Annotated in this window: 14 protein-coding genes; 9 read left to right on the forward strand and 5 right to left on the reverse strand. The window is 70.5% G+C overall.

Translation table 11 applies throughout. The features are described 5' to 3' along the window. Positions 1–95: 95 nt before the first annotated feature. The gene (locus MTP10_RS24345; RefSeq protein ID WP_310711923.1) at positions 96–2498 is read right to left on the reverse strand and encodes a ricin-type beta-trefoil lectin domain protein; all 2403 of its coding nucleotides are present in this window, start codon (positions 2496–2498) and stop codon (positions 96–98) included. Between the two features lie 303 nt (positions 2499–2801). On the opposite strand from MTP10_RS24345, the gene MTP10_RS24350 reads away from it, so the two are divergent. Together MTP10_RS24350 and MTP10_RS24355 are read left to right on the forward strand one after the other, a co-directional pair. Beyond that, positions 2802–3542 (forward strand): FCD domain-containing protein, encoded by a 741-nt coding sequence (locus MTP10_RS24350; RefSeq protein WP_310711924.1) that lies wholly within the window; start codon positions 2802–2804, stop codon positions 3540–3542. Between the two features lie 360 nt (positions 3543–3902). Then, complete coding sequence (locus MTP10_RS24355) at positions 3903–5342, forward strand: arabinofuranosidase catalytic domain-containing protein (RefSeq protein ID WP_310711925.1); 1440 nt, start codon at positions 3903–3905, stop codon at positions 5340–5342. On the opposite strand, the gene MTP10_RS24360 is transcribed toward MTP10_RS24355, so the two are convergent. The 4 genes from MTP10_RS24360 to MTP10_RS24375 are packed head-to-tail and all read right to left on the reverse strand — an operon-like array spanning position 5333 to position 9623. Beyond that, complete coding sequence (locus MTP10_RS24360; protein ID WP_310711926.1) at positions 5333–6526, reverse strand: mandelate racemase/muconate lactonizing enzyme family protein; 1194 nt, start codon at positions 6524–6526, stop codon at positions 5333–5335. The two genes, MTP10_RS24355 and MTP10_RS24360, sit on opposite strands and share 10 nt — an antisense overlap. A gap of 1 nt (position 6527) precedes the next feature. After that, a complete protein-coding gene (locus MTP10_RS24365) occupies positions 6528–7355 on the reverse strand; it encodes a carbohydrate ABC transporter permease (protein WP_310711927.1) in 828 nt (275 codons plus the stop codon). Beyond that, complete coding sequence (locus MTP10_RS24370) at positions 7355–8341, reverse strand: sugar ABC transporter permease (RefSeq protein WP_310711928.1); 987 nt, start codon at positions 8339–8341, stop codon at positions 7355–7357. The genes MTP10_RS24365 and MTP10_RS24370 overlap by 1 nt, the downstream gene beginning before the upstream one ends. Before the next feature lie 4 nt (positions 8342–8345). Then, on the reverse strand, positions 8346–9623 hold the full coding sequence (locus MTP10_RS24375; protein WP_310711930.1) for an extracellular solute-binding protein: 1278 nt from the start codon (positions 9621–9623) through the stop codon (positions 8346–8348). Positions 9624–9838: 215 nt separating this feature from the next. Here MTP10_RS24375 and MTP10_RS24380 point away from each other — a divergent pair, with 215 nt between their 5' ends. The 7 genes from MTP10_RS24380 to MTP10_RS24410 all read left to right on the forward strand — a co-directional run bounded on the left by MTP10_RS24380 (position 9839) and on the right by MTP10_RS24410 (position 19253). Then, positions 9839–10528: an FCD domain-containing protein gene (locus tag MTP10_RS24380; RefSeq protein WP_310711931.1), complete on the forward strand. Its 690-nt coding sequence runs from the start codon at positions 9839–9841 to the stop codon at positions 10526–10528. A gap of 381 nt (positions 10529–10909) precedes the next feature. Next, positions 10910–12259, forward strand: coding sequence for a lectin (locus tag MTP10_RS24385; RefSeq protein ID WP_310711932.1), 1350 nt, complete (start codon positions 10910–10912; stop codon positions 12257–12259). Between the two features lie 93 nt (positions 12260–12352). Then, positions 12353–14299: an alpha-L-fucosidase gene (locus MTP10_RS24390; protein ID WP_310711933.1), complete on the forward strand. Its 1947-nt coding sequence runs from the start codon at positions 12353–12355 to the stop codon at positions 14297–14299. Between the two features lie 91 nt (positions 14300–14390). After that, on the forward strand, positions 14391–16154 hold the full coding sequence (locus MTP10_RS24395; protein ID WP_310711934.1) for a lectin: 1764 nt from the start codon (positions 14391–14393) through the stop codon (positions 16152–16154). 74 nt (positions 16155–16228) lie between these two features. Next, positions 16229–17434, forward strand: a complete 1206-nt coding sequence (locus MTP10_RS24400; protein ID WP_310711935.1) for an inositol-3-phosphate synthase — start codon at positions 16229–16231, stop codon at positions 17432–17434. Positions 17435–17439: 5 nt separating this feature from the next. Next, positions 17440–18333: an SCO3242 family prenyltransferase gene (locus tag MTP10_RS24405; RefSeq protein WP_310711936.1), complete on the forward strand. Its 894-nt coding sequence runs from the start codon at positions 17440–17442 to the stop codon at positions 18331–18333. Then, positions 18330–19253, forward strand: coding sequence for a sugar phosphate isomerase/epimerase family protein (locus tag MTP10_RS24410; RefSeq protein ID WP_310711937.1), 924 nt, complete (start codon positions 18330–18332; stop codon positions 19251–19253). The genes MTP10_RS24405 and MTP10_RS24410 overlap by 4 nt, the downstream gene beginning before the upstream one ends. Positions 19254–19390 lie beyond the last annotated feature (137 nt).

Raw genomic sequence — 19390 nt, forward strand, 5'->3', positions numbered from 1 at the left:
GTGTTCCTTCCTGACATATGACGATCAGTCAGGGCAAGGCGCGCCATCGCGCTGTTGCCGGCGTTCTGCTGCGGGCACGGAGGAGTGCCGCGGTGTCAGACGCGGGTCCACTTCTGGTTGGCGCCGCCGTGGCAGGTCCAGATCTGGGCCTTGGTGCCGTTGGCGGTGCCGGCACTGGCCACGTCCAGGCACTTGTTCGCCCCGACCGCCGTGATGGTGCCGTCGGCGTTGAGGCGCCACTGCTGGTTGGCCTGGCCGTTGCAGTCCCAGATGATCACGGCTGTGCCGTCCGCCGTACCCGCGCCGTTGACGTCCAGGCACTTGCCGCCGTACACCCGCAGCTCACCCGCGCTCGTGGACGTCCACTGCTGGTTGGCCTGCCCGTTGCAGTCCCAGATCTGCGCCTGCGCGCCGTTCGCCTGGGAGGCCCCGCTGACGTCCAGGCACCGGCCCGACCCCGCCCCCTTGAGCGCACTCGCGCCTCCCGGGGTGGGCGTGGGTGACGTGCCGGTCCGGGGCCCCGCGGACGCCATCACGGCCTGCGCGGCCGCCGGCCAGTTGCCGTTGCTGACGGTGACGTTGCCGTGGACGACGTTGCCCCGGTCGCCGTTGGTCACGTTGGTGCTGCCGTTCGTCGACCAGTTGTCGGTGACGGTCCAGTTGCCCATGTTCTCGCCACCCCAGTAGTTGGCGGTCGCCCAGGTGCCGGTGTTCGAGAGCACGTTGCCGGTGACGGTGTAGTACTTGGAGCCCTCGTCGAAGTAGACGCCGAACCAGCCGTTGGTCCGCAGGCAGTAGTTGTCGCTGATCACGGCGCCCGGGTTCCAGGACAGCGTGTAGATACACCCGCCGTCGGTCATCTGCTGCATGACGTCGTGGACGTAGTTGCCGACGAGCCGGTTGCCGGACGCGGTGGTGGCCGTGGTGTACCGCGGCTGGTAGTTGTACAGACCGCGGTTGGCGTACTGGTTGTTGCCGCCGGGCTCGTTGGCGCCCCAGCCGTAGCCGATCGCCATGCCGGTGTACGGCATGTTGTAGACCTCGTTGTGCGACACGTCGGCGTTGGTGACGTAGGTGGCGAGGACCGAGACGACGCCCCGGTAGTCCAGACCGAGATCATGGATCCGGTTGTCGCTGACGGTGATGTTCCGGTTGACCATCCGCTGGTCGCCGGGGTGGTGCGCGTCGGCGCGCACGCCGCCGACCAGGATGCCGCCGGCCGAGCTGCGGGCGACCTCGGACCGGGTGATCGTGATGTCGCTCGCGCCCAGCCCGACCCCGCCGGCGTGCGCGTTGGCGTCGTTGCCGATGCCGACGGCCGTCTGCCCCAGGTTGACGAACCGGGAGTCGGTGAAGGTGACGTGGTGGGCGGCGGAGACCTGCACGGCGGCGGGCATCTGGAACCAGCTCGGCCGCACGGCCTCGAACTGCTGGCAGCCCTCCTGGCAGGAGGTCAGCCTGTCGGCGGGCCAGTTCCAGTCGCCCGCGATGTAGGCGCCGGTCTGCTGGTCCGCGTAGCCCTGGGCGCTGCTGGGCCCGAGCCAGCTCGTGCCGGTGAAGGTGATCCCGCTGAAGGTGATGTGGTGCGCGGGCGCGTCGTAGGTGCCCCCGACGTTCACCAGGGACTGCAGCACGGGCAGCTCCACGCTGATGTCGTTCATGTTCTGACCGGCCGCCGGGATGTAGGACAGAACGCCGGTCCCGGGGTTGATGTGCCACTCACCCGGCGCGTCCAGGAACTCGTAGGCGTTCTCCAGGTACAGCGGACCCGCCCGGTGCGGCTGCGTGAAGGTGTCGTACCCGAAGGTGTTGTTGTTCCAGCCGGGCTGCTGCATCGTCATGACGTTGCCACTGATGCTCTGCACCCTCACGTACCGGTCGGTGAAGGAGCCGACGCTCTCCATCTCGACCCGGTTCTGGTCGGCCAGGTTGTTCAGGTAGCCCAGCGCGCTGTTGCCGAATCTCAGACCGGCGGTGGTCGCGGTGAAGTCGGCCCGGTTCACCTGGGTGCGGGCACGCGTGGCGACGGCGCCGTTGACGTACAGCTGCCGGGTGTCGATCCCGGCGCCGACGTTGGCGCGCCAGATGTTCTTCCCGGAGTCGGCCAGCGACCATCCGGTGACCGCCCGGGCCCCGCTGATGACGGGACGTGCGCCCCCCGCGGCCTTCCAGGTGACGGTGTGGCCGTTGTTGCCGGAGTCGGCCGCGGTCAGCCGGAGCGGCGCGGAGAGCCGGTACACCCCGTCGGCCAGCTCGACGACGATGTCGTCGGACATGGCGCCGTTCAGCGACCGCACGGTCGTCTGCGCCGCGGACAGAGAGCACGGCTGGGCGGAGGTGCAGGCGGTGCCGGTGCCGGAGGGTGACACGTACAGGGTCGTGGTGGCCGCGAGGGCCGAGGTGAGCGGGGCGACGAGGGCGGACGCCGCGGCCAGCACTGCGGCGATGACGCCGGTCAGGACCGGTCTCAGCGCCGGGACAGGCGAAGATGACTGCACGGTGGTTCCTCTGGGGGGTGGAGGGGTGCTCAGGTCATGACTCGCTCCCTTATTACGATCTGGGCGCGGATGTCCGTCAAGTCGTTAAGCCTACTTATTTCGACATCCGCACACCGAAATCTGGCCATGGTGAACCTGCCGTCCGCACTGAACAGCGACAATACTGACGGCGCTGATGGCCCGCCTCGATCTTTTCCGCATGAATCATTCAGATGTGTCCTACTGATCGGGCGTCGTTCATGTCCCGACCCGGCGACCCCGATCAGTCGTACTCTTGCAGGGGAAATGGCGAGGAGGGGCACGGTGACCGACACCCCGCGTGAAAGCGCATACCGGCCGGGCTACGAGGTGGCCGCGGAGCAGCTGCTGGAGTTGATCGTCCGGCTGCGCCTGCGCCCGGGAGACCGCCTGCCGACCGAGAACGAGCTGGCCCTGCAACTGGGCACCAGCCGCACCGTCGTCCGCGAGGCGGTCAAGATACTCTCCGCGCTGGGCCGGGTACGCGCCCAGAAGGGCCGCGGCCTGTACGTGGCCGACGACGAGGGGATGCTCGGCACCGGGCGCTGGGCGTCCTTCTTCCTCCCCACCGACCTGGACCACGTCTACATGCTGTTCGAGTTCCGCCGGGCGCAGGAGATGGAGACCAGCCGGCTGGCCGCCCGCCGCGCCACCCCCACGGAGCTGAGGGCCATCGAGGACGCGGCCGCCATGTGCCGCCATGGCTTCGAGACCGGACGCGAGGACCTGTTCAACGAGGGCGACGACACTTTCCACACCGCCATCGCCACGGCCGCGCACAACATGTTCCTCCAGATCGCCGTGCGGGAGGCCCGGCGGCTGCAGGGGCAGTCCAGCCTCATCGGGCTGCGCGGCTCGGTGGGCGGGCACGCCGCCGAGGCCGTCGAGGAGCACGAGGCGATCTACCAGGCCATCCGCGCCGGCGACCCCGAAGCGGCCGCCCAGGCCGCCGCCACGCACATCGACAACACCCTCGACGACTACCGCCGGGAGATCAAGCAGCGCCTGTTCTCCCCGTCCCACTGACCCCGGCCGCCCCTCGGGCGCCGGATGTCATCCGAACGGACCGGGGCGTGCGTCCGCGGGGTGGGACGGATGAATGTTTCATCGGGCCCGGCTCGGCGGAGTGCGAGCCGCGCCGCTGAGAACCACCGGGAGGACCTCCGGCGGACGGCGGGCAAGGTGGAGTCTTGACAGGCGGTCCGTCCGTCGTATGTGCTTCGCGCGTACGTTGTCGAATCGATTCGCATCGATCGTGTGGACCCGGTTTCCCAGCGGCTGTCTCTCCCGAGGAGTACGCCCATGCAACCTCCCTCCGTTCCTTTGTCAGGCCGTGCGCCGCGTGGGCGGGGCCATCGGGCGGCCGTCGTCGCGTCGGTCCTGACGGTGCTCGCGGCGCTCCTGGCCACCGCCCTGACCTGGTCGGTGCCGGCCTCGGCGGCGACCACGCCACTGGTGGGCGTGGGGTCGGGCCGGTGCCTGGACGTCAGCGGCGCCTCCCAGGCCAACGGCGCGCAGACGCAGATCTGGGACTGCAACGGGCAGCCCAACCAGCAGTGGACGTCCACGAGCGCGGGTGAGCTGCGCGTGTACGGCGGCAAGTGCCTGGACGTCAACGGCGCCGGCACCGCCGACGGCACAGCCGTGATCATCTGGGACTGCAACGGCCAGAACAACCAGAAATGGCGCACCAACGCCGACGGCACCATCACGGCCGTCGGGGCGAACAAGTGCCTGGACGTGGCCGGCGCCGGCACCGCCAACGGCACCAAGGCCCAGATCTGGACCTGCCACGGCGGCACCAACCAGAAGTGGGACACCGGAACCGGGCCCGGCCCGACGCCGACCCCACCGCCGCCCGGCGCGCGCCCGTGCGACATCTACGGCTCGGGCGGCACGCCGTGCGTGGCCGCGCACAGCACCACTCGGGCGCTCTACGGCTCGTACAGCGGCAACCTGTACCAGGTCAGGCGCTCCTCCGACAACGCGACCCGCAACGTCGGCGTCCTGACCGCGGGCGGCATCGCGGACACCGCGGCGCAGGACTCCTTCTGCGCCGGCACCGCATGCGTCATCACGGTCGTCTACGACCAGTCCGGGCGGGGCAACGACCTGTGGTACCAGGGCTCCAGCGTGGTCCCCGGCTCCCCCCAGAGCAGGCCCGCGACCGCGACCACCGAGTCGCTCACCGTCGGCGGCGGCAAGGCCTACTCCCTCTACATCAACCCCGGCAACAGCTACTGGCGGGACGGCCACCTGACCGGCGTCCCCACGGGCAGCGCGCCGGAGGGCATGTACATGGTGACCAGCGGCACCCACGTCAACGGCGGCTGCTGCTTCGACTACGGCAACAGCGAGACCACCAGGAAGGCCGACGCCGCCGGCGCCATGGACGCCATCAACTTCAGCACCCAATGCTGGTTCGGCGGCTGCCAGGGAAGCGGCCCCTGGGTCCAGGCCGACCTCGAATGGGGGCTCTACCCCGGCGGCAGCCAGTCATGGAACCCCAACCAGCGGAGCCTCGCCCACAAGTTCGTCACCGCGACGCTGAAGAACAACGGCACGACCCGGTTCGCCATCAAGGGCGGCGACGCCCAGTCCGGCAGCCTGTCCGTCCTGTACGACGGCTCGCTCCCCAACGGCTACAGCCCGATGAAGAAGCAGGGGGCCATCATCCTGGGCAGCGGCGGCGACTGCTGCAAGCCCGACGGCGGCGCCAACCTCAGCGCCGGCACCTTCTACGAAGGGGCCATGGTCGCCGGTTACCCCACCGACGCCGTGGAGAACGCCGTCCAGGCCAACGTCACGGCCGCCGGCTACCGCTGACTCGGTCCCAGCCTCCGCCCCGCCTCGGGCCGGAAGCCGTCGGCAACGGCCAGCAGCCGTCGTCCGGCGTGTTCCGGCCGGATGTGGGGGCCCTCGGCGGCCCTGGCGTCCGGCTGCCGGGCGTACTCGTTGATCGCGTGCTCGTCGAGGGTGATGCCGAGACCCGGCGCGTCACCGAGGATGAAGGCGCCGTCCTCCACGTGCAGGTCGAGCGATATTCCGAGTGGCGGGTGCAGATCCTGCAGCTCGCTGGCCAAGTGGTTCGGCACCGACGGCGCGGCGTGCAGCAGCGCGACCGGCGTGGTGCCGATCGGGCTCACCGGCAGGTCATGGGCGTGCGCCAGTGCGGAGACCCGGAGGAAGTGGGACACCCCCCAGACCACGGCCGTCTGCACGATGTCGACGGCCCCCGCTGCCAGCAGCGGGCGGAACTGCTCCAGCCCGGTGAGGTTCTCCCCGGTGGCGACCGAGGCACGGACGCCACGGCCGACGGTGGCCAGGCCCTCGGCGTCCCACCGCCGGACCGGCTCCTCGATCCAGGTGAGATCCAGGGTGCGTTCCAGCTCGCAGACATGCCGGACCGCCTGCTTGCGCGTCCACGCCTCGTTCACGTCGAGCATGAGACCCGGCCGCGATCCGTGCCCGGCCTCGGTCAGGACGTCGCGTACCAGCGTCAGGCGGCGCCGGTCGCGTTCGATGTCCAGGCCGCCTTTGATCTTGGCCGCGCGCAGACCGTGCTGGGCGTAGACCTGGTAGACCGCGACGAGCTCGTCGTCGGTCAGGCCGATGTCCAGGCCCGAGGCGTAGGCGGGGACCCTCCTGTCGCGTCCGCCCAGCAGGCGCCAGAGCGGTTCGCCGGCCGCCTGTGCCTTGATGTCCCACAGCGCGGTGTCGAGTGCGCCGATCGTACCGAACACGGCGCCCGCGTGCCCCGCCTTGAAGGTCCGCCGCAGCATGCGGTCGTAGAGCGCCGTCACGCCGCGCGGGTCCTCGCCCTCGATCGCGGCGAACACGGCGTCGATCTCCACGTGCGGCCCGAGGCCGACGCCGGTGATCCCCTCGTCGGTGTCCACCATGACGATCGGCACCGGGACGGCCCCGTCGGGGAAGACACCGTTGGCGTCGCCGACCGGGCGGCCCCATCGCTGAACCGTCGTCGCGGTCCGATACCCCGTGATCTGCATGTCAGCCCTTTGTGGAACCGGCGGTGACGCCGGCGGCGATCTGGCGCTGGAGGAAAAGATAGATCGTCAACACGGGTATCGCGGCGATCAGGACTCCGGAGGCGAAGGTGGGGATGTCGTCGGAGTACTGTCCGCGCAGCGAGTTGACCCCGATCATGAGGGTGCGATGCTCGGGCGACGGCATCATCAGCAGGGAGATGAGCACGTCGTTCCAGCAGAACAGGGTGTCGAGGATGCCCACCGACAGCAGCGCCGGCACGCCAAGCGGCAGCATGATCCGCCGGTACACCCCGTACACCGTGTTCCCGTCGATCCTGGCCGCGTCGACGATCTCCGACGGAATGGTGCGGTAGTGACTCGTCATCAGGAAGACGGTGAACGGGAGGAACTGCGCGACATAGGCGAGGATCAGTCCCGGGTACGTGTCGATGAGGCCGCTGTCCGCCATGATCCGGGTGAGCGGCACCATGATCACCTGGAACGGGACGAACAGTCCCGCAAGACAGCCCAGGAAGATGACCGAAGAGCCGCGGAACCGCAGCCGGCTCAGCGCGAAACCCGCCATCGAGCCCATCAGCAGCAGCAGGACCACGGCGCATGCCACGACGACCAGCGAGTTGGCGAAGTATCGCGCCATTCCGGCGCCGGCCCAGGCCTGCTCCAGGTTGTCCCAGCGCAGGGAATCCGCCGGGGAGAACCGGTCGAGGACGTAGTCGCGCCGGGTCTTCATCGCGACGTTGGCGGTGAACACGAGAGGATAGATCGTCACCAGCGCGAGAACGGCCATGGGGACGGCGGCCACCCACCCCGCCACGCGCCTGCCCGGCATCAGTCCTGCCTCCCCGAGCGGCGGAGCAGGGTGATCTGCAGGAGCCCCACCACGAGCATGACGACGAAGAGAACCGTCGACGCGGCCGAGGCGAGCGCCGGCCGGTTCATCTGTCCCTGTTGGTGCCAGATGTAGTACTCCGGAAGGTAGGTCGATCCCTCCGGGCCCCCGCTGGTCATGACGAAGAGCAGGCCGAACATGGAGGTCAGCATCCCTATCATCGTGGTCACGAAGACGAACTGGATGGTGCGCGTCAGGCCCGGGATGATCACGTGCCGGATGACCTGGCGCAGCGACGCGCCGTCCACGCGGGCGGCGTCCAGCAGCGAGGCGTCCAGGGTGCTGAATCCGGCGAGGAACACCACCAGGGCCATCCCGAACGTCGCCCATACATGCACGCCGACAACCGTGAACATGGCGATGTCCGGATCGCCGAGCCAGTCGACCGGGCCGGCGCCGGCCATCGCGAGGACGGCGTTCACCGGGCCGTCGTATCCGAGCATGAGGTTGACGATCGCGCCGACGATCACCGGTGAGAGCACGGCGGGGAAGAAGTAGACGCTGCGGTAGACCCGGTGACCCGGCACGCGCAGGTAGATGAAGGTCGCGAGCAGGCCCGGGATCGCCACAGCCACGGGCAGCAGCAGCACCAGCAGCCCGACGTTGCGCAGCGAGGTGCGGAACAGGGGGTCGCCGGCCAGCTCCAGGTAGTTGCTCAGACCGACCGGGGTCCCGTTGTAGGCGCCGTCACCCGTGAAGGAGTAGTTGACCCCCAGGACGAGCGGCCACAGCCGCAGCGTCACGAGGATCAGTACGGCCGGGGCCACCAGGACGTAGGGGGCGAGGCGTTCGGCGCGCGCCCCGCGGGAGGCCGGCCGGGTGGCCGTACGGGCGTCCCTGCGAGGTCCCCCCTGCTCCGCCGGCGCGGCACCGGTCCGCCCGGGACCGAACGGGCGGACCGACGGCGACGAACCTCTGAGCGGCACGCGATCAGCCCGCCCTGTCGGAGGCGGCGAGCTGCTTCACGGCCTTGTCCACGCTGGTCGACCCGCTCAGGAGCTGCTGGGACAGCCTTCCCATGAGGTCCAGGGTCTTGGAGGACAGCGCGACGTGCAGGGCGGGCCTGCCGGTCTTGATCTCGGGCACGATCGCGGCGACGGCCGGGCCGGCCCGTGAGACGTCGATCGTCATGTCGGAGGCGATCGCGCCGGCGTCGGAGGAGAACGCGGTCAAGGCGTCGGTGGAGGTCAGGGAGCGCACCAGATCCGCGGCCAGCAGCGGGTCCTTGGTCCACCTGGCGACCGCGTAGCCGATGCCACCGTCGTACGGAAGGCTCGGGGTGGCTCCGCCGGCGACGACCGGGGCCCGCATGACGCCGATCTTGTCGGGCGGCAGGAACTCGCCGAAGTCCTTCCAGTGCCCGATGTCCGACATCAGGCCGATGATGTGAGCGGCCTTACCGGTCTCGAAGACTCTGAAGATGTCCGTGAACATCGCGGTGGAGTTGGCACCGTCGTTGTTCAGCCCTGCGTCGTTGGCGTCCTTCCACAGCTCGAAGATCCGCTTCACGTGGGGGGAGGTCCAGTCGCGCCTGCCGGCGATCCAGTCGTCGTACTCCTGAGGGGTCAGGATGCCGGACCCGAGGCCCGACATGAAGAACTGGATGCCGAAGCCTTCCTTGTTGCCGAGCGCGAAGCACGCGGCCCCCGTCGCCCTCTTGATGGCGGCGCAGGTGCGGACGAGCTCGTCCCAGGTCTTGGGCGGGTTCGCCGGGTCGAGACCGGCCTTCTCGTAGAGCGTCTTGTTGTAGTAGATCGGGTGCCCCTGCAGGGTCACCGGCACGGCGTAGATCTTGCCGTCCTTGGTGAACGCGTCCCAGCCCGCCAACCGGCTCTTGTCCTGGGCCACGTACTGGTCCAGCGGAAGGAGCGCGTCGGCCCGGTCGCGGATCTGCCCGCCCCCGTTGAAGAGCATGACGTCGGGTCCCTTGCTGGACTGGGCGGCCGTGCCGAGCAAGGTGTAGTACTGGTCGAACGGCTGGGCGACGAACTCGACGGTGACGCCGGGATGCCGCTTGGCGAAGTCGGCCTTCGCCTTCTCGACGTACGTGGTGGCCGCCGCTTCACCGGACTTCCAGTCCCAGACCACGAGCTTCTGTCGCTTCTGCTGGGAGTCTCCGGACGGGGATCCCGTCCGTGCCGCGCTCCCGCAGCCGGCCAGGACCAGTCCGGCGGCCATCACGACCGACCACCACATCCGCTGCTTCATAGCTGCTCACCCTCCGAGAGCTACCGAGGGACCCGCCATCACCGGCGAAACGTAACTCGTATGACGTCTTACGTCAACAGTCGGCACGTATACTGGCGCGGTGGCGCTGTCCTCGCAGGCCACCGGAGGGGGATATGACGGCATCGCAGGAAACGGCCGGCGGTGTCCCGGCGCCACCGGCATGGGTACGACGCCCGGCGACCCTCGCCCGAGCAGTGACGGCCGAGCTGGTGGAGCGCATCGTCCACGGTGTGCACCCGCCGGGGACGCCGTTGCCCCCCGAGCCCGCGCTGTGCGAAGCGTTCTCCGTGAGCCGCACCGTCGTCCGCGAAGCCGTGAAGGTCCTGCAGGAGAAGGGGCTCGTACAGGTCCGCCAAGGCGCCGGCACCATGGTCAACCCGCCGGCGATGTGGGACATGCTGGACGAGCTCGTCCTCGCCGCGACGATCGCCGAGGACGAGAGCCTGGCGATCCTCGACGACCTCGTCGTCACGCGGCGCGTGCTGGAGTCCGACATGGCCAACGTCGCCGCCCGCCTGGCCGGCCCGGACACCGTGGAGCGGCTGCGCGCGCTGGTGGACCGGATGGACGAGCTCGTGGACGACCCCGCCACCTACGCCGAGAGCGACCGCGCCTTCCACGACACGATCATGCAGGCGTCGGGAAACCGCATCGCTCGTGGCGTCGTACGGGCGCTGGAAAGCCAGGTCATCAACACCGCGCGGTACATGGGCCGGACCGAGCGAGCTCTGTGCGTGGCGTCGAACCTGGGCCACCGCCGCATCTACGAACGCATCGCCGTCCACGATCCCGACGGCGCCGCCGGGGCGATGTTCGATCACATCACCGAGGCCTGGCTGGTCCGCCGTACCGGACCGGCCGATCCGGTGCGGCTGCGGCGTTAGCGGCGAGAGCTCTCCGGTGCGCTCCGAAGGCCATGATCGCCTGAAAGAGTAGGACTTATTTTCATCCCTCGTCCCGCTTCGAGAACTCACAAGCGGGCCCTCCATGAGGAGACCCAGCCGGGCGATCTCCGGCGAATCCCGAGGTGACGGCCTCGGAAAAGGGGCGACAAGGCCGGCCGGCATGCGAAGCGTCATGTTATGGGCCAAGAATAAGCACGCTTAACACTTGACAGTCCTGGATGACGGGATCGTAATGAGTGTTCAAAGTCTCCGCGACACGCCTCTGGAGGCCTTCTCATCGGCCCCTCGTGGCGCCGCCCGCGAATACCGCGCATGTCATGGAGAAGCACGCTCGCCGAACCCGGAAGGAAGCTGCGTGACGTGAGGCACACATCCTTGGTCACCGCCATCGCCGTGGCGGCGCTCATCGTCCTGGGAGCCGCGGGTACGGCATTAGGCGGAGCCACGCCGGCCGCGCGCGGGACCGTCGCGGCTGCGGCGACCGCCGGCTGCGGCAAGGCCCCGGCGCTGGTGAGCGGTACGCACTCACTGGTGAGCGGCGGCCAGAACCGCAGCTACATCCTGCGCGTCCCGGCCAACTACGACAGCAACCACCCCTACCGGCTGATCTTCGGGTTCCACTGGGTCGGCGGCACCGCCAATGATGTCGACTCGGGCGGAACCGATGGGTACAACTGGTCGTACTACGGACTGCGGCGACTGGCGGACAACGCGAACAACAGCACGATCTTCGTCGCGCCCCAGGGCATCAACAACGGCTGGGCCAACTCCGGCGGCCAGGACGTCACCTTCGTCGACGACATGACCCGGCAGATCGAAGCGGGCCTGTGCGTCGACACGACGCAGATCTTCTCTTCGGGATTCAGCTACGGCGGGGCGATGACGTACGCACTCGCCTGTGCCCGGCCGACGGTCTTCCGCGCGGTCGCGGTCTATTCCGGCGCGAACCTCAGCGGGTGCGGCGGCGGCACGCAACCCGTCGCCTACATGGGGCTCCACGGCCTCAGGGACAACGTGCTGCCCATCTCATCCGGGCGCTCGCTGCGTGACACGTTCGTCAGGAACAACGGCTGCACCCCGCAGAACCCTCCCGAGCCGGCGGCCGGCAGCATGACGCACGTCGTCACCGCCTACGCGGGTTGCCGGGCCGGATATCCGGTGGTCTGGGCCGCGTTCGACGGAGGTCACGATCCCGGCCCGATCGACGGGTGCACCTGTGGCGGCTGGAGGACCTGGACCTCCGCGGAGGTGTGGACGTTCTTCACCCAGTTCGGAAGCGACCCCTCTCCCTCGCCGACCCCCACCACCTCGCCCACGCCTCCGCCCACGAGCGCGATCCGGGGTGCGGCGTCGGGCCGGTGCCTGGACGTCAGCGGCGCCTCCCAGGCCAACGGCGCGCAGACGCAGATCTGGGACTGCAACGGCCAGAACAACCAGCAGTGGACGTCCACGAGCGCGGGTGAGCTGCGCGTGTACGGCGGCAAGTGCCTGGACGTCAACGGCGCCGGCACCGCCGACGGCACAGCCGTGATCATCTGGGACTGCAACGGCCAGCCCAACCAGAAGTGGCGCACCAACGCCGACGGCACCATCACGGCCGTCGGGGCGAACAAGTGCCTGGACGTGGCCGGCGCCGGCACCGCCAACGGCACCAAGGCCCAGATCTGGACCTGCCACGGCGGCACCAACCAGAAGTGGACCCGCGCCTGACCGAGCCGGCCGAGGGCGTCCGCCGGACGCCCTCAAGCTCGGCGTGCCCGAGACCTTCCCCGCTCCATCCGATGGCCAACACCAGGAGACAGCGTGCCCCCCACCAAGCTGTCGGCACTCCGCAGGCGCACCGCCCTCGCCGGCGCCACCCTGCTCGCCGGAGCCCTCCTCACGGCGCCCGCCCTCGCCGGCTCCGCCACGGCCGCCCCCTCCGTCTACGAGCCCACGTGGGCGTCCGTGGACCAGCATCCGGCCGCGCCGGAATGGTTCCAGGACGCGAAGTTCGGCATCTACTTCCACTGGGGAGCCTTCGCCACGCCCGCCTTCGGCAGCGAGTGGTACCCGCGCAACATGTACGTCGGCGGCTCCGCGGAGAACAACCACCACAAGAGCGTCTACGGCGATCCCTCGGCATGGCCATACCACAACTTCATCGACGGCTCGCGCGACAAGGCCGGCAACTGGGTCCAGTTCGCGCCCAAGCTCAAGTCCGCGGGCGGCAACTTCGACCCGAACGAGTGGGCGCAGCTGTTCGCCGACTCCGGAGCCAAGTTCGCCGGCCCGGTCGCCGAGCACCACGACGGCTTCTCCATGTGGGACAGCCAGGTCAACGAGTGGAACTCGGCCGGCCGAGGACCCAAGCTGGACCTGCTGCGGCTGTTCGCCGACGCGATCCGCGGCAGGAACATGAAGCTGCTGGTCGCGATGCACCACGCGTACAACTTCACCGGCTACTACGACCACGTGCCGGCGCAGCCCACCACGTCGCTGAAGAAGCTCTACGGACAGCTCGGCCCGGCCGCGCAGAACCAACTCTGGTACGACAAGCTGAAGGAGGTCGTCGACAAGGCCCAGCCCGACATCCTCTGGCAGGACTTCAACCTCACCCGCGTCGACGAGGCCAAGCGGCTCGCCTTCCTGTCGTACTACTACAACCAGGCCAACGCGTGGGGCAAGGAGGTCGTGGCCACCTACAAGGACGGCTTCAACAACAAGGGCGAGGTCTTCGACTACGAGCGCGGCGGCCCCGCCGGCATCCAGTACCCCTACTGGCTGACCGACGACGCCATCAGCAGCTCCAGCTGGTCCTACACCGACGGGATCGGCTACTACAGCGCGCCCGCGATGCTCCACTCGCTGATCGACCGGGTGAGCAAGAACGGCAACATGCTGCTCAACGTCTCCCCCATGATCGACGGCACCGTCCCGCAGGACCAGAAGGGCATCCTGAACGCCATCGGGACCTACCTCAGGCGCAACGGCGAGTCGATCTACTCCACCCGCGCCTGGACCACCTACGGCGAAGGCCCCACCAAGATGGGCGGCGGCTCGTTCACCACCCCCCGCGCCGGCACGGCCCAGGACATCCGGTACACCCGCAGCAAGGACAACACCGTCCTGTACGCGACCGTGCTCGGCTGGCCCGGCAACGGCGCCACCCTCAACCTCGCGTCCCTGGCGAGCGGCCGGGTCGACCTGTCCAACCTGGGCAGGGCCGAGATGATCGGCAACACCGCCGGCACGTACATCGACCTGCCGACGCGCACCCAGGACTCCAACGGCCTGCGCCTCACTCTGCCCAGCCAGCCGTACTCCGCTCTGGCCTACGTGGTGAAGCTGACCTTCAACGGGCCGATCAGGGCGACCCCCGGGGCGAGCGGCGTCCTGCGCAACGTCAACGCCGGCAGGTGCCTGGACGTCCCTTCCCTCTCCCAGACGAACGGCACCCAGGTGGCGCTGTGGGACTGCAACGGCGGCGCCAACCAGCAGTGGACACCGACCCCCGCCAAGGAGCTCCGGGTCTACGGCACCAAGTGCCTGGACGCCTACGGCCAGGGCACCGCCAACGGCACCCAGGTCGTCATCTGGGACTGCACCGGCGGGGCCAACCAGCAGTGGAGCGTCAACGCCGACGGCAGCGTCACCGGCGTGCAGTCCGGGCTGTGCCTGGACGCCTCCGGGGCCGGGACCGCCAACGGCACGAAGGCGGTCCTGTGGACCTGCCACGGCGGCGCCAACCAGCAGTGGACCCGCACCTGACCCCGTCACCCACGACACCCTCCCCGGGGCGCACGGCCGCCCGGCTCCCCCACGGAGCCGGGCCGCCCGCCCCCCTGCCGAAGGAATGCGCATGGACGTCCTGGGTAGCAGGCGGCGCGGACGCCGCCGCCGTCTGGCAGCGCTGCTGTCCATCGGTGCGCTCGTCGCCGCATCGGTCCTCTCGTCCGCCGGGCCGGCTCAGGCGGCGGACGAGTCGATCAGCGTGAACTTCTCCGTCGCGGGCGGCTCTCCCACCCACCGGGCCTCCGGATGGATCTACGGGATGACCGAGAACGGGTCCGGTCCCCCGGACCGCTTCTTCACGGACGTGAAGTTCCGGTACATGCGGGCCGGCGGGGCGCAGCTCGACAGCCCCGGCGGCTGGGTGTCGGGCAGGTACGACCGCCGGTGGAACGCCACCCGCGCCCAGCTGCTGCGCACGAGGGCGCTGGGCGGCGAGTTCGTCCTGCTGGTCCACGACCTGTGGGGCGCCGACGGCTACCCGATCTCCCGCTTCCCGGGCGACAACGGGGACTGGACCGACTACGACGCCTTCCTCACCCGCCTCATCGACGACGTGCGGGCGACCGGCGCCCCGGTGGAGTGGGACCTCTGGAACGAGCCCAACATCACCCTGTTCTGGAACCGTCCGCAGTCGCAGTACTTCGCCATGTGGAAGCGGGCCTACCAGCGCATCCGGGCCGCCTTCCCGACGCACCTGATCGTCGGGCCGAGCTGCGCCTGCGTGCCGGCGACGAGCGGCTGGTGGACCCAGTACCTCGACTACGTCAAGGCCGGCGACGTGGTCCCCGACATCGTCAGCTGGCACTCCCTGCCCGGCGACCCGGTGGCGAACGCGGCCACGGCCGACACCACGCTCGGCTCGCGCGCGATCCCCCATCCGCGGCCGTACCAGATCAACGAGTACGGCGCGTCCAACGAGCAGAACCCGGGTGACGGATCCTGGTACATCGCGCGTCTGGAGCGGGCCGGTGCGGACGGCCTGCGCGCCAACTGGGCCGGCGGCGCGAACCTGCACAACGATCTCGCCAATCTGCTCGTCCGCGACTCGTCGGGTCAGTACCAGCCCAGGGGCGAATGGTGGGTCTACCGCTTCTACGGGTCGCAGACCGGTCAGATCGCCTCCAGCACCCCCAGCAGGTCCTACGACGCGTTCGCCACCAAGGCCGACGGGAACGCCAAGATCCTGGTCGGCGGCGGCAGCACGACGGGCAACATCGCCGTCGACCTGCAGCGCCTGGACACCACCAGCGGCGTCGTGCAGAACAACCAGGTGCGGGTGGTCGTCGAGCGCATCCCCTACAACGGCGGCGGGGCGGTCTCCGGCCCGGTCACCGTCCAGGACTCCAACGTCACCTTGTCCGGCAACGGCACGACGGTCAACCTCTCGCACCTCAACGCCGACGACGCCTTCACCATCACCCTCCTGCCCCCGGGCCCTCCAGCGGCGACGCAGGCGCTCCAGGGCGTGGGCTCGGGCCGGTGCCTGGACGTCAGCGGCGCCTCCCAGGCCAACGGCGCGCAGACGCAGATCTGGGACTGCAACGGGCAGCCCAACCAGCAGTGGACATCCACGAGCGCGGGTGAGCTGCGCGTGTACGGCGGCAAGTGCCTGGACGTCAACGGAGGAGGTACGGCGGACGGCACAGCCGTGATCATCTGGGACTGCAACGGCCAGAACAACCAGAAATGGCGCACCAACTCGGACGGCACCATCACGGCCGTCGCCGCCGGCAAGTGCCTGGACGTCTCCGGCGCCGGCACCGCCAACGGCACCAAGGCCCAGATCTGGACCTGCAACGGCGGCACCAACCAGAAATGGACCCACGGCTGAAGGCTCAGCGCCATCGTCCCCGGCAGAGAGCGGATGTAGTGACCAGCGTCGATCTTGATCGCAGTTCAATTCAGATGACCACAGGAGTATGGCTCGTCGGAGGCCGCGGCTCGGTCGCGGTGACCGGCGTCGTGGGGGCGCTCGCCATCCGGGCCGGGCTGGCCGAGCCGACCGGCTGCGTCACCGAACTTCCGCAGCTCAGCGGAGCGCCCCTGCCCGCTCTGGCCGAGCTGGCCTTCGGCGGGCACGACGTCTCCTCGCTGTCGCTGGTGAAGAAGGCGCAGGCGCTGGCCGATGCGGGTGTGCTCCCGGCCGGACCGGTGCGGGCGCTGGAGGAGGAACTGGCGGCGGTCGAGCGGGAGGTGCGGCCGCTGCCCCCGGCGCGCGACCAGGCCGAGGCGGCGGAGCTGCTGGCAGCAGACCTGACGGCCTTCCGGGAGCGTCACCGTCTCCGGCGGGTCATCGTCGTCAACGTCGCGACGACCGAGCCGGCGCCCGCTCCGCACCCCGCGCACGCCGACCTTGACGCGCTGGAGGAGGCGCTGCGCGAGCCGCTCCCCACGGCCGGGCGGGAGACACGGCCGGGCGGCGGCCGGGGGGTGCTGCCGCCCAGCTCACTCGCCGCCTACGCCGCGTTCCGCGCGGGCTGCCCGTTCGTCGACTTCACCCCCTCCACCGGCGCCCGGCTGCCCGCGCTCCACCAGCTGGCGCTCCGGCAGGGCGTGCCGTACGGCGGGCACGACGGCAAGACCGGCGAGACGCTGGTGAAGTCGGTGCTGGCGCCCATGTTCGCGACGCGCAACCTGCGGGTGCGGACCTGGTCGGGAACCAACCTGCTCGGCGGCGGTGACGGCGCCAGTCTGGCGCAGCCGGGCCCGAACGCCGCCAAGGCCGCGAGCAAGAGCAAGGTCCTGCGGGAGACGCTCGGTTATGTCCCCCAGGGCGAGATCCGCATCGACTACCTGGAGGATGTCGGCGATTTCAAGACGGCCTGGGATCTGGTGACGTTCGAGGGCTTCCTGGGGCGGCGCATGCGCATGGACTTCACCTGGCACGGATGCGACTCGGCGCTGGCCGCCCCGCTGGTCCTCGACCTGGCCCGGCTGACCGCCGCCGCACACGAGCACGGCCGCTCCGGCGCCCTGACCGAGCTGGCGTTCTTCTTCAAGGATCCGCTGGGACCGGTCCCCCACGCCCTGGCCGACCAGTGGCGCCTGCTGTGCGACTTCGCCGACGGCCTGCGCACCGGACCCGGGCCGGTCGCCGGCGGGCCACGGTGAGCGCCGTGATCCGCCAGGCCGGGCGGGCCCCGCGATCAGGGCGGCCCGCGGTACGCGATCTGGTCGAGCTGGTGCGGATGCCGGCGGCGCTGTCGGTGCCCGGCGACGTGGTGGCCGGTGCCGCGGCAGCCGGCGTGCTCGACCGCCGTACGGCCGGGCTGGCCTGTGCGTCGGTCTGCCTGTACTGGGCGGGCATGGCCGCCAACGACTGGGCCGACCGCCACGTGGACGCCGTCGAACGCCCGGAGCGCCCCATCCCGTCCGGCCGGGTCTCCCCCGGCGCAGCGCTGGGCGTCGCCGCCGGGCTCACCGCCGGGGGCGTGTCGGTGGCGGCGCTGATCGCGGGGTCGCGAGCGGGTGCGGTCGCGGCGGCGCTGGCGGCGGCGGTGTGGGCCTATGACATCACGGTCAAGGACACTCCGGCGGGCCCTGCGGCGATGGCCCTGTGCCGGGTGCTCGACGTGCTGCTCGGCGCCTCCCCCCGCGGGCGGGCGGCCGGAGCGCTCCCCGCGGCCCTGCCCGCCGCGCTGACGGTGGGCGCCCACACCTACCTGCTCACTCTGCTGTCCCGGCGCGAGGTGTCGGGCGCCGGGCCGCACCTGCCCGCCGGGACGCTGGCCGCCACCGTCGCCCTGGCCGCGACCGTCTGCCGCCGCCAGGGGTGGACGCAGAACGCGCTCGCCGCCTGGTACGCCGCACGCTTCGGCCTCGCCCAGGCCCGCGCCACCGCCGACCCCTCCGCCGCCGCCATCCGGGCAGCCGTCGGCAGCGGGATCACCGCGCTGCCCGCGCTGCAGGGCGCGCTCACCGCGCACGCCGGCGCGGAGGGCGCCGGACTGGCCGTGGCCGCGGCAGCGCCTCTGAGCAGGATCCTCGCCACGAAGGTGTCACCGACATGACCGGCGCGAGCACGAGGGGCACGACCGAAGGAGCCGCAGCGAGCACCGCCGTCGGGGCGGCTGGAGCGACCGCGCCGCGGGCGCTGCGGTTCGGGTACGGCACCAACGGATTCGCCGACCACCGGCTGGAGGACGCGCTGGACGTCATAGCCGCGCTCGGGTACGACGGGGTGGCCCTGACCCTCGACCACGATCACCTGGATCCCTATGCGCCCGGAGCGGCCCGGCGGGTCGCGGCCGTCGCGGACCGGCTGCGCGATCTCCAACTCGGCGTGGTCGTCGAAACCGGCGCCCGCTACCTGCTCGACCCCTGGCACAAGCACGCCCCCACCCTGCTGCACGACGACGGCCACCTGCGGCTGGACTTCCTGCGGCGGGGCGCCGCCGTCGCCGCCGACCTCGGCGCCGAAGCCCTCTCACTGTGGGCCGGGGTACGGCCCGCCTCCGTCCCGGACCACCTGGCCTGGGAACGGCTCGTGGACGGCTGCGCGCACCTGCTGGACGCCGCGACGGTACCGCTCGGCTTCGAGCCGGAGCCGGGGATGCTGGTGGCGACCATCGCGGACTGGCGACGGCTGCGTGACGCGCTCGGCCGCCCCGAGGGTTTCGGGCTCACCCTCGACATCGGGCACTGCCGCTGCCTGGAGCCGGACCCCGTGCCCGGCTGTGTGGAGTCCGTCGCCGAGCACCTGGTGAACGTGCAGATCGACGACATGCGCCGGGGTGTGCACGAGCATCTGGAGCTCGGCACCGGGGAGATCGACTTCCCGCCCGTCCTGGCCACCCTTGCCGCCTGCGGCTACACCGGGCTGGTGGCGGTCGAACTCCCCCGGCACTCGCACGCGGCGCCTGAGGTCGCCGCCCGCTCGATCGCGTTCCTCCGTGCGGCGGAACGCTCCGCCGGGGAAGGGAGCCGGTGATGGACGCTCAGGAGCTGCTGACCGTCCTCGATCAGGACTGGGTCATGGAGGCGTGCGCGGAGGTGGGGCGGCGGCCGGAGGAGGTCGGGCGGCGGTTCGCGGCCGCCGGGCGCCGCGCGGGCCGGGCGCCGCCGGCC

The organism is Nonomuraea sp. 3-1Str, from assembly GCF_031570565.1.
Classification (GTDB): Bacteria; Actinomycetota; Actinomycetes; order Streptosporangiales; family Streptosporangiaceae; genus Nonomuraea.

Coding starts and splice junctions, on each gene's coding strand:
- MTP10_RS24360 (WP_310711926.1), bottom strand. CDS start 6,526: ATGCAGATCACGGGGTATCGGACCGCGACGACGGTTCAGCGATGGGGC.
- MTP10_RS24365 (WP_310711927.1), bottom strand. CDS start 7,355: ATGCCGGGCAGGCGCGTGGCGGGGTGGGTGGCCGCCGTCCCCATGGCC.
- MTP10_RS24375 (WP_310711930.1), bottom strand. CDS start 9,623: ATGAAGCAGCGGATGTGGTGGTCGGTCGTGATGGCCGCCGGACTGGTC.
- MTP10_RS24395 (WP_310711934.1), top strand. CDS start 14,391: ATGGACGTCCTGGGTAGCAGGCGGCGCGGACGCCGCCGCCGTCTGGCA.
- MTP10_RS24400 (WP_310711935.1), top strand. CDS start 16,229: ATGACCACAGGAGTATGGCTCGTCGGAGGCCGCGGCTCGGTCGCGGTG.
- MTP10_RS24410 (WP_310711937.1), top strand. CDS start 18,330: ATGACCGGCGCGAGCACGAGGGGCACGACCGAAGGAGCCGCAGCGAGC.